Here is a 10393-nt window from a genome sequence, read left to right on the forward strand (position 1 = left end):
GTTCATTCTGAACAGTCTGGCGGCTCAGCAACCCCGCATCCTCTAGCGCCTCCATGTCGGGCAAGTCGCGCAGGGTCTCCAACCCAAATGCCGAGAGGAAGTGTTTCGTTGTTACGTAGGAATAGGGTGCGCCAGGCGTCGGACTGCGCGGCCCGGACGAAACAAACCCCGCGCCGCGCAGCGATCCGATCAGATCACGGCTGACCTCCTTGCCAAAAATCTTCGAGAGCTCGCTCCTCGTTACCGGCTGGAAATAGGCAATTGCCATCAGCACCATCGACTCAAGCTCGGACAGCACCGCGGCGGCCGAGCGCGTCGGCACGAAGGTGGCTCGGATCGCAGGCGCATAAACCGAACGGGTTCGGTGCTGCCAGCCGCCGGCGACCGAAACCAGCTCATAGGGCCTGGAACGAAGTTCCTCGCGCAGATCATCAATGAGTAAGTCAATGCTACAATCCTTGCCGACGACGCGCGCCAGAGTCTCGCGCGTCACTGGCTCCGCTGAGGCAAAGATCACTGCCTCGACCCGCATCATCCATTCCCGCCACCGCAATTCCGCCGGCAGATCCCCTAACTCCCGATCAAGCAGCCGTTCGGCTGCACCGTTCGCTCTTTTTTGGGATAGTTTTACTGCTGGGGCTCCGGTCATCGTCACAATCCATAAATCCGGAACGACGATCGGCCAGACAGCTCGCGCGCGGCGCCAAAACTCTGAAGTCGCTCGAACAGGCGGGTCGCGGCCCAACGGGACAGGTTGCTGCCACGCGCCGAGGCCGCAATCGCATCCTCATTGAGCAGTGCCTGGATCACCGGCTCAGCTCCTTTGGTGCGCACCTTCGGCGCTACGGCAAGAAGTTTTTCCGCACGGCGGTGGATCTCGCCGGCCGATCGCAGCGTCGAATTGGTGCCTTCGACCAGAGCCAAACAAAGCGCCCCCGCGAATGCGGGTTCGGCGGGGCGGACTCGTCCCCTGCCTCCGATTGTCCGGAAGGCAGAACCATAACGTTCCGACAGCAAAAGCGGGACAGGTTTTGGCCAGCCCAGTTTTTGCGCCAGGACATTATCGGCCAGCATAGAAGCCAGCACTTCAGCGTCCGGGCGAACGGCAGAAATCGCCGTTATCAGGTCCGCCACTGCGAAAGGCGCCGCCCGTCCGGACTGAAGCGCAGCATCGACCAGATCGGGAATCGCCGCAAGGTCCTCATCCCATCCGAGTGCCAGTAAGTCTGCGAGCTCTTTGACAAAGGTCGTGGTGACGCCACCGGTTCGTCCAGACACCTTCTGCATGGCGAGAAACAGCTTTCCGGCGGGTCCAGGATCATCACCCGGGGCAGTCAGCAAGACCGCGTCACGCAACGCGTGTTCGCCCTCGGTTCGGCCCATCAGTCGGGCGGCGACGGATGCACATTTGAGCGCCTGCCGGGACCGCCAGCACCCTACCCAGACGGGATCCAGCCGAACCAGATCGTCAAGTGATTTCAGGGCGATGCCGGCGGCAAAGGCTGCATCCGCCTCAGATACATCGCGCCCGCGCGCTTGCGACCAGCCCGGCAGGCTGAACCGTCGAATCGGTATTGACGAGAGTACGGGCGGCAACGAATCCATATCGATGACGCTACACCAGACGTGCGGTTTAAGCTACCGTTTTCACTTTTTTCCGCACTGCTTGCCGTGATCTTTTTATGAATGATAAGATTGCATTATCGTTCATTTTGCTCTTTATAGAGGGAATGGCCCAAATCAGCGAGCAAAACACCGAAAATGGCCCCCAGGAGCCTTCCGCGCCGTCTGACAGCACGGCGGTTTTTGGTGATGTTTCTGCGACCGAGATGCCGGCCGGTCTTCCCTCCCCTCCTCCGGAGACTGGTGGCGTGCCGGCGCATCTCCGCGACCTGACCGATCGCGCCCGCACCTATGTCGAGGCGGCGTCTTCCGCCAACACGCGCCGCGCCTATTCCAGCGATTGGAAGTATTTTACCGCCTGGTGTCGCCGCCAGAATCTTTCCCCCCTCCCCCCGGATCCAGAAGTTGTCGGTCTCTACATCACCGCTTGTGCGTCCGGGGCGGCCGAGCGCGGCGTAAAACCCAACAGCGTCTCGACCATCGAGCGGCGTCTCTCGGCCATCAGCTGGAATTGTACCCAGCGCGGCATGGTGCTCGATCGCAAGGATCGCGCCATCGCCACCGTCATGGCCGGCATCCGCAACACGCACGCTGCCCCGCCGCGGCAGAAGGAAGCGCTGTTACCAGAAGACCTGATCGCCATGCTGGAGACGCTGGACCGGGGAACCCTGCGCGGTCTCCGGGATCGAGCGATGCTACTGATCGGGTTTGCCGGCGGCTTGCGTCGCTCGGAAATCACCGGTCTCGATCTCGGGCGCGACCAAACCGAGGACGGGCGCGGCTGGATCGAGATCCTCGACAAAGGACTGTTGATCTCGCTGCGCGGCAAGACCGGCTGGCGCGAGGTTGAGGTCGGGCGCGGCTCGGCAGACGCCACCTGCCCGGTTACTGCAGTTGAGACCTGGATCAAGTTCGCAAAGCTCGCCAGGGGCCCACTGTTCCGCCGCGTCACCGGTAAGGGAAAAAATGTCGGGCCGGATCGGCTCAATGACCAGGAAGTGGCGCGCCTGGTCAAAAGGACGGCGCAGGCCGCGGGCGTACGTGGAGATCTATCGGAACGTGATCGGGAGAAGCTGTTTGCCGGTCATTCGCTGCGGGCCGGGCTTGCCTCTTCGGCGGAGGTCGACGAGCGCTATGTTCAAAAACAACTTGGCCACGCATCAGCTGAAATGACCCGCAAGTATCAGCGACGGCGTGATCGGTTCCGCATCAACCTGACTAAGGCTGCGGGGCTGTAGAAGCCTCCTCCCGGGTTAATCCCACCGAGGGAAGCGAGAGAACGGAGCTCTGTCCATCCTGAACGGAAAATCCGACGTTTTTGATTGGATGTCCGCTCTGGCGTCCAGTGTATGCTGATTACCTCGGCATCTGGACAACCGGCTTGTCGCCCTTAGCTTATGTCGATAGATTAGAATTCCATCGACACTAATTTGCCATATGTCGACACCGACGACATATCCCCCCGACATGTCGATCGAAGAAGGATTGATCGACATGTCGTTTCGCCCGGATCGCCCCTACAATGACCTCCCTCCCCTTCCCCCGCACCAAGATGTTGAGACAAAGGCAGTCCTGAAAGCCTGTATCGAGGCCCGTGCAGCACTGGCCGAGCTTCGCATATCAGGCCAGCTCATTCCCAACCAGGCCGTACTGATCAACTCGATCCCACTACTTGAGGCGCAGGCGAGCTCGGAGATAGAAAACATCGTCACTACGACCGACAGGCTATTCCGCTTCGCCAACGAAGCCGGCAATCACGCTGATCCTGCGACGAAGGAAGCATTACGCTATCGCACAGCCCTCAGCGAGGGCTTTCAGACGCTCAAGCAGCGGCCTGTATCGGCGTCAACGGCGATCACTGTCTGTCAGACCATCAAAGGCTTCGAACTGGATATCCGCGCAACGCCAGGAACAGCGTTGATGAACGAGGCAACGGGTTCAGTAATTTACACGCCCCCCGAGGGTCAGGCACTTCTGCGCGACAAACTCGCAAACTGGGAGCGCTACATTCATGAAGTCGAGGAAATCGACCCGCTGATCCGGCTCGCTGTGATGCACTACCAGTTCGAGGCGATCCACCCCTTCATCGACGGCAATGGCCGGACAGGACGGGTACTGAATCTGCTCTTCCTCGTAGACAAAGGCCTGCTGGACATCCCGATACTCTATCTGAGCCGTTACATCATCGGCAACAAACGCGCCTACTATGATCGACTCCTGGCCGTCACAACTCAGGAGGCGTGGGAGGACTGGATCCTCTACATGCTGGAAGCCGTACGCGAAACGGCAAATTGGTCGACAGCGCGAATTCGCGCCATCCGCGACCTGCTGGATCAAACCGCGGAGCATATCCGACGCGATCTACCCAAAATCTACTCGCGCGAGTTGGCCGAGGTAATCTTCGTGAACCCTTATTGCCGGATCGGGGATCTCGTGACAGCGGGCATCGCAAAGCGACAGGCAGCGTCGGTCTATCTCAAGTCCCTCACCGAACTGGGCCTGCTGCAGGAAATGAAGGCGGGCCGGGAAAATCTCTACATCAATCCGGCGCTACTTGCGCTCCTGAGCGAGCAACGCCCGGCTCGGCACAACCAATGAAACGCCCGAACGCCAGGCAGCACCTGAGATGACGCTGGATGCGGGGAATTTCATGCGTCCAATCCGGATCTCACCTATCGCGAAATCTCTGGTCAGCTTGGGTGCTTTCGTGAGTGGACACAGCGGGTAGCTCGGAATAGTCGCCCTCTTTTGTCAAGAACCTTATCGACCGAGCGCGCCGTTCCCGCCTGATCGATGCTGAAACCACAGCCAATGCAGCAATAGCCAAAGCGCTCATCATCACGATCTGGGCTTGTTTAGGGATTTCAGAAGCGCTTCCGAGACCTTATACTGTCCTTCCCCGCCCTTGTTGCCGTTTGGCGGCTCCCTATCGGTCGTGGCTGCCGCCTTGTCTGCATCCAGCTTGGTCCGCAGTAGGGCCATCACCATCGGCCAGGTCGAGAAATGCCCCTCTCTCGCCTTGTCGGTGAGGCTGCGCAGATATCCGCCAGCGCTGTTGATCTGATCGGACCGCTGCAAGATCGCCGCCAGCGTGATCGCCGCCTGAACTTCGCCCATGGCTTCGCAAGCTTCTCGCCACGCACTCGGACTGACCCCCAGCATCGGCCGGGCCACCTCTACGGCCGCCAAAAAATCACTCCAGTGGCGTATTCGACCACCCTGAGCCAAATCCATCAGGTCCGGGCAAGCGTCAAGCACGATCCCCAAGGGCAGCTCCCGCTTCGGCAAGCTCCGCAGGTTGTCGTTTTCCTGGGCGTTGCCGCCCGCTTCATTCTTTTTTTCAGAGCCATGTTCAGATTCAAATATAGAGTTTGGTTTTGAATTCTGTATGTGGCGTTCAGATTGGGACTCATTGGCGTCCATATTCTGTGTTTTCGTAAACAATTCCAGTATCTCATGCACCTCGGTCCACAACTCCTGGAGTTCGTCACAAAGGCTTTCGACGACTTGGCGTGGTGCCGTGCGAGGAAGCCGTGCAATAATCTCCTGGTAGATCTGACCAATACGGCCCCAATTGCCTGGAACGCCCTCCTCAATGCCGGCGTCGATCATCTTCACAACATCCCGACGAAGCAGTGTCAGGCGTTCCTTGGAGACCTTGAAGGCTTTCTTCTCGGCCTGAACCGCTTCCGCGAGTTGCTCGAACTCCTCGGCGCGGGCCACGATCGGCGAGAGGTCGAAGCCATAGGCCTGTTCGATCTCTCCTCCCCGGCCCTTGCGCGCGAAACGCTTTCCATTCGGGCTGTCTCTGCGAATGATCAGTCCGCAATCGACGAGGACGGCCAGGTGCCGGCGCAGCGTCGTGGGCGGCATACCATTCGCGCGTGCCATGAGTTGTTCATTCGACGGCCAAACGACCAGCGTTCCGTCGCCCGACAGCTCGCTCTCTCGATGGAACGACAGGAGCGCGTTGAGAATGGCTAGGGATCGGTCGGTGGCGCCCAGAAGGTCTCGAGCTTCACGAATCGAGCGGAAGACCTTCCACTTCTCGACCGTTGCCCCTTCGGGTATGGATTTCGCGGTGACTTGACTTGCCATTTGGCCAAGCGTCATCGGCCGCCGCCCAAAGGGCGTCGTGGAGATATGCGTTTGCATTTTCTTTCACCTATTACTAGGCAATAGAAAACTGCTCGCCGAAACGGCGCTCACGACTCAAAAGAGCCTTGACTGTGATTCCGGGAAGTGCGATTCTCTAGCTACCACACTAAGAGAGGGCTTCCGGAAGCGATTTCGGTGGCCTTTTTCTTTGCCAATTTCTGCCATGGCCGCCCGTTTACGGCCGTTGATTCACTCACCGCCCTCCTCTTTGTTTTGCTGAAATTCTTCGTAAAGGCGCTTCAATTGTCCCGAGAGGAACGCGCCAAACTGAGATGCATCCTTGGATTTCAAGGCAAGAGTGAAGGTCCGGCCGCTATCCTTTGTCGTCACTTTGACGGCAGCTTCGGACAGACTCCACACCTTTTCCGTCGCCTGCTTCGGCTTGGCCTTCTTTGTTCGAGAAGACTTGAGGCCATCGATAAGGACCGTGAATTGTTGGCTACCCTCTGCCTCAACGAATGCCTCACTCTGAACCAGCTCCAGCGCCGTTTCAGCATTTGTCGGCATTTGAACGAGTTTCTTCAGTTCTTCCCAACGGTCCCGGCCAACACCCTTCGCGGCGCCGAGCGCCTCGAGGACGGCTTCTGGCACAACATCAGCGACGGAGAGCATTCGAGAAAGCAAAGTGTCGTCAATCGTCAAAGCTGTCTTGATGGTAGCCTTGTCGATTCCGGACTCGAGCAAGCGCCGTGCATAAAGCGCCTTCTCGATGAAGCTCAGATCGTCCCTGGCTGAGTTCTCCTGACCCTGAGCGATGACGTGGGCAATATCTTCAAGCGGCTTGATGACGGCTCGAACTTCCTGCCCAAGCTTTCGGGCCACCCTAACTCGCCGGTGGCCGAATACTACAATGTAGCGGCCGCTTGTCTGGGGATGCGGCCGAACCAGAACAGGAGAATGCTGTCCGGCATTTTTGATGGCCTGTAGGAGTTCGCCGTCCTTTTCTTCGTCTTCGCCAATTCTATCCGCATAAGGGGAGGGGTCGAGTTTATCTGGATCCAGCGATACCACAATGTCGCCTTCCAGAACGCGCATCGAGCTCTCAGCAAGGTCGTCGAGGGACTGCATCATAGATCGTGAAGCGCCGCGGCGCGCATATTCCACACGCGATTCCGCCACTCCGTCCTGCTCGACGGGTTTTGCCGGACGATCTCCAATATTCGCAAGCAGGTGCTTTCTAGCCATGACATTCACCTAAAATGGGAGATATCGTATTGTTCTCTAACCTTTTTTCCGCAATCTGCACGGCTGTCAAAATGGCCTTCATTTGCGCCTCCATGCCGAGTGGATGAGAGAAGTTATTTCTCCGTTCACTGCATTGAGGGACTCAATGGCCCGGTCATAGGTCGAGCGAACGAACAACGCTCGCTCGACCTCATAGACCGTCTGCTTGGTTATGCCCGCATCGGAGATTGCGGTTGACTTGACCATCTGGTTGTTCAGCATTCTCTTACCAAACATTGCCTGCATGAAGCCCACCATCTGCGCTTGGGGCCCGTCTGTCGCCTCGTAGCGAGTCACGAGGTATCTAAACCAATCAAGTCGAACCTTGGCACCAACTCCTTTAATCGATTGCAGAATGCCCCCGAGCATAAGCAGGAATTGGCTCATGCTCATGATGTCGAGCATTTGCGGATGCACAGTGATGAGAACGCCCGTCGAAGCCGTAAGCGCCGTCAGTGTGAGATATCCCAATTGAGGCGGACAATCGATAACGACGATATCATAGCGGTCATCAACCTCTTTTAGCGCATTGGAGATGCGCGTGAAAAAAAGCCGACCCTCAGGTGAGCTCCGATCAGATGCGGCAAGTGGCGTTTCGTATTCGTACTCTTGGAGCTCCAAGTTCGCCGGGACGATATCCAATCCGGGAAAATTGGTAGTACGAATGACTTCTTTAATCGAACAGCGTTCGTTGTCGTATCGCAAAGCGTCGAAAAGGGAAGGATTCTTATCGAGCTCGGGTTGAACGCCATGAAGAGCAGTGAGCGATGCTTGCGGATCGAGATCAATAGCAAGAACACGGTGCCCCGTAAGAGCCAGATACTGTGCCAGATGGGCTGTGGTGGTCGTCTTACCAGATCCACCCTTGAAATTGACCACAGAGATGACCTGCAAATGGTCACCCTCACGTCGACGTGGGACATAGTCCTTCACGCCGCTACGTCCGTGCTTATCGAGATACTCGCGCAACTCCAGCATTTGTTCTGCGGTGTAGGAGCGCCTCCCCGACGATGAGACCGTTGGAACAGGACCTTTCCCATCCAAGTGCAATTTTTTCACGTGGTTCTGGGTAACGCCAATGAAGTCTGCAACCTCGGCCAACGAGAACAAGCGCAGACCCTTTTGCGCGTCAGGCGGGTACTGCTCGAGACGGAGCATATTCAGACGATCGGAGATCAATTCACCCTGCTGGATGATCTCCTCGTCGAAATCCATCGCATTTTGCTCATCGACTATTGACACCAACATCTCACTTCCATCGAAATAACGCTTTTTCCCAAGCAACATGCGGGAAAGCGTTATTACTATGGGCGATTCCGGTTCTGGCGCAAGCGGTTTTTGGTTAACGGTCTCTTAACACGGGCCAAACCATCGGCCTTCAGATTCTCTAGAAAAGCAGAATTTATCCAGTGTTTTCCGATACTTATTTGACGCCACGAATGCCTTTTTGGATATTTGCTGTCCCGGCACATCTGCCGGGGCGACTTCGCATGCCGTCGTTCGAAAACTATGTAGAGCGCAAGTTCCAGCCCAATCCCGCCGATTATCACCCCGACTCAGTGATCTGAGTCGAACTCAAGCCCCGCTCAGCGGATACCGCGCGAACACTCATCTAACCACCCCGGCAGATCTGCCGGGGTGACCGGTTCCTCTCATTCGATCAAAACCGCAACTCACCCGCAAGTAGCAACGGTGGATGCGATGCAAACAGGATTTGGCCGTGCCGAGCGGCACCAAAATTCGCCAATTGGAGTGGATCGATGAGCACGAATTCCTCCCATTCCAGGCTGGTCCGCAAACTGCGTGAAGCGTTGGGTGATGTGATCTGCGCGGCACTCGAGAACGACGATGTCGTTGAAATCATGCTCAACCCGAACGGACGGCTGTTTGTCGAGCGGCTCGGAGAGGGGATGGCAAGGATTGGCGAGCTGCAGGTGGGCGCGGCCGAGATCATCATCGGCAGCGTTGCACACGCCCTGCAGACAGAGGCGGATGACGAACGGCCTATTATTTCTGGCGAACTGCCGATCGGCGGGCATCGGTTCGAGGGACTACTTCCCCCGGTGGTGAGTGCGCCCAGCTTTACGATCCGCCGGTGCGCATCCCGTCTGATCCCGCTTGCGGACTATGTCAGCAGCGGCGTGATGACCGGGCTTCAAGCAAGCCTCATTCGACGCGCCATTCAGGAACGGCTGAACATTGTGGTCTCCGGTGGAACGGGGACAGGCAAGACGACATTGGCCAACGCAGTCATCGCCGAAATCGTCCAGTCTGCTCCATCGCATCGGTTGCTCATTCTGGAAGACACGGCCGAGATCCAGTGCGCGGCAGAGAACGCAGTTTGCCTGCACACGACCGACAGCACCGACATGGCGCGGCTTCTAAAAAGCACGATGCGGCTCCGGCCAGACCGCATCATCGTGGGTGAGGTGCGCGACGGCGCCGCGCTGACGCTCCTCAAGGCTTGGAACACAGGCCACCCAGGCGGGATCACCACCATACACGCCAACACCGCCCATTCCGCGCTGCGCCGCCTCGAGCAGCTGACCGCCGAGGTGAGCCAGCAGCCGATGCGGGAAGTGATCGGTGAAGCTGTCGATCTCGTCGTCTCCATTGAACGAACGGCAACCGGCCGGCGGGTCCGCGACGTGATGCGCGTCAACGGTTTCGACGGGACGACCTACGAAACAGACCACAATTCCCAGACCGACGAGGACAGCCATGCCGCATAATTTCCGCCGAAACGCCTCGATGGGAGCCATAGTTGCCGTGCTTTGCATTGCAGTCGCTTCTCCAGCCCTCGCAAGTTCTGGTGGTGGCCTCCCATGGGAGGGGCCGCTCCAGCAGATCCAGGAATCTATTACCGGCCCGGTTGCCGGCTTTATCGCGCTCGCCGCTGTCGCTGTCGCCGGCGGCATGCTGATCTTCGGCGGCGAACTCAACGACTTCGCGCGACGGCTGATGTATGTCGTGCTTGTCGCCGGTATTCTGCTTGGCGCGACCCAGATCGTCGGACTGTTCGGCGCATCGGGCGCCTCGATCGGCCTCCCAGATCAGGTGACCCCGGGCGGGCGAGGGGAGGGGACTGATGGCTGAAGCCGGCGCACCCCTTTCCCGCTCGCCCATCCATCGCGCATTGTCGCGGCCGAACCATCTGATGGGCGCCGACCGCGAACTCGTGCTTCTGACCGGGCTCGCCACGGTCATTCTCATCTTCGTGGTGCTGACCTGGTTCTCGGTAATGCTGGGCATTGCGATCTGGATCGCCGTTGTCGAGATCCTCCGGATTATGGCCAAGGCCGATCCGATGATGCGGCAGGTCTATCTGCGCCACATCGGCTATCGGCCGGCCTACCGGCCGACATCTTCGCCATGGCGGAGGTACTGA

The 10393-nt window shown here is 58.3% G+C and carries 10 protein-coding genes; 5 read left to right on the top strand and 5 right to left on the bottom strand.

The window, feature by feature from the left end:
• Together scpB and GTW23_RS21990 are read right to left on the bottom strand one after the other, a co-directional pair.
• Positions 1-649, bottom strand: a 649-nt coding sequence (gene scpB / locus GTW23_RS21985; protein ID WP_252917491.1) for an SMC-Scp complex subunit ScpB, incomplete at its 3' end; no start/stop codon positions are given.
• Positions 650-651: 2 nt separating this feature from the next.
• On the bottom strand, positions 652-1605 hold the full coding sequence (locus tag GTW23_RS21990; protein WP_252917492.1) for a DUF1403 family protein: 954 nt from the start codon (positions 1603-1605) through the stop codon (positions 652-654).
• 125 nt (positions 1606-1730) lie between these two features.
• On the opposite strand from GTW23_RS21990, the gene GTW23_RS21995 reads away from it, so the two are divergent.
• Both GTW23_RS21995 and fic read left to right on the top strand, forming a co-directional pair.
• On the top strand, positions 1731-2861 hold the full coding sequence (locus tag GTW23_RS21995) for a site-specific integrase (protein ID WP_252917616.1): 1131 nt from the start codon (positions 1731-1733) through the stop codon (positions 2859-2861).
• Positions 2862-3117: 256 nt separating this feature from the next.
• Positions 3118-4221 carry a protein adenylyltransferase Fic gene (fic, locus tag GTW23_RS22000; RefSeq protein ID WP_252917617.1) on the top strand — a complete coding sequence of 368 codons (1104 nt, stop codon included), beginning with the start codon at positions 3118-3120 and terminating at the stop codon, positions 4219-4221.
• A gap of 240 nt (positions 4222-4461) precedes the next feature.
• Here fic and repC read toward each other — a convergent pair whose 3' ends face one another.
• The 3 genes from repC to repA form a co-directional block, all read right to left on the bottom strand.
• Positions 4462-5778 carry a plasmid replication protein RepC gene (repC, locus tag GTW23_RS22005; protein ID WP_252917493.1) on the bottom strand — a complete coding sequence of 439 codons (1317 nt, stop codon included), beginning with the start codon at positions 5776-5778 and terminating at the stop codon, positions 4462-4464.
• Between the two features lie 192 nt (positions 5779-5970).
• The gene (gene repB / locus GTW23_RS22010) at positions 5971-6966 is read right to left on the bottom strand and encodes a plasmid partitioning protein RepB (protein WP_252917494.1); all 996 of its coding nucleotides are present in this window, start codon (positions 6964-6966) and stop codon (positions 5971-5973) included.
• Positions 6967-7044: 78 nt separating this feature from the next.
• A complete protein-coding gene (repA, locus tag GTW23_RS22015; protein WP_425602799.1) occupies positions 7045-8220 on the bottom strand; it encodes a plasmid partitioning protein RepA in 1176 nt (391 codons plus the stop codon).
• A 545-nt stretch (positions 8221-8765) separates the two neighbouring features.
• Here repA and trbB point away from each other — a divergent pair.
• The 3 genes from trbB to GTW23_RS22030 are packed head-to-tail and all read left to right on the top strand — an operon-like array spanning position 8766 to position 10393.
• Complete coding sequence (gene trbB / locus GTW23_RS22020) at positions 8766-9737, top strand: P-type conjugative transfer ATPase TrbB (RefSeq protein WP_252917496.1); 972 nt, start codon at positions 8766-8768, stop codon at positions 9735-9737.
• Positions 9727-10101, top strand: coding sequence for a TrbC/VirB2 family protein (locus tag GTW23_RS22025; RefSeq protein ID WP_267660771.1), 375 nt, complete (start codon positions 9727-9729; stop codon positions 10099-10101). The genes trbB and GTW23_RS22025 overlap by 11 nt, the downstream gene beginning before the upstream one ends.
• The gene (locus tag GTW23_RS22030) at positions 10094-10393 is read left to right on the top strand and encodes a conjugal transfer protein TrbD (protein WP_252917497.1); all 300 of its coding nucleotides are present in this window, start codon (positions 10094-10096) and stop codon (positions 10391-10393) included. The genes GTW23_RS22025 and GTW23_RS22030 overlap by 8 nt, the downstream gene beginning before the upstream one ends.

Origin of the sequence: Parahoeflea alexandrii (assembly GCF_024105735.1) — a bacterium.
In the GTDB taxonomy this organism is placed as follows: Bacteria; Pseudomonadota; Alphaproteobacteria; order Rhizobiales; family Rhizobiaceae; genus Hoeflea; species Hoeflea alexandrii.

Coding starts and splice junctions, on each gene's coding strand:
- repA (WP_425602799.1), bottom strand. CDS start 8,220: ATGGATTTCGACGAGGAGATCATCCAGCAGGGTGAATTGATCTCCGAT.
- fic (WP_252917617.1), top strand. CDS start 3,118: ATGTCGTTTCGCCCGGATCGCCCCTACAATGACCTCCCTCCCCTTCCC.
- repC (WP_252917493.1), bottom strand. CDS start 5,778: ATGCAAACGCATATCTCCACGACGCCCTTTGGGCGGCGGCCGATGACG.
- GTW23_RS21995 (WP_252917616.1), top strand. CDS start 1,731: ATGGCCCAAATCAGCGAGCAAAACACCGAAAATGGCCCCCAGGAGCCT.
- GTW23_RS22025 (WP_267660771.1), top strand. CDS start 9,727: ATGCCGCATAATTTCCGCCGAAACGCCTCGATGGGAGCCATAGTTGCC.
- GTW23_RS21990 (WP_252917492.1), bottom strand. CDS start 1,605: ATGGATTCGTTGCCGCCCGTACTCTCGTCAATACCGATTCGACGGTTC.
- repB (WP_252917494.1), bottom strand. CDS start 6,966: ATGGCTAGAAAGCACCTGCTTGCGAATATTGGAGATCGTCCGGCAAAA.
- GTW23_RS22030 (WP_252917497.1), top strand. CDS start 10,094: ATGGCTGAAGCCGGCGCACCCCTTTCCCGCTCGCCCATCCATCGCGCA.
- trbB (WP_252917496.1), top strand. CDS start 8,766: ATGAGCACGAATTCCTCCCATTCCAGGCTGGTCCGCAAACTGCGTGAA.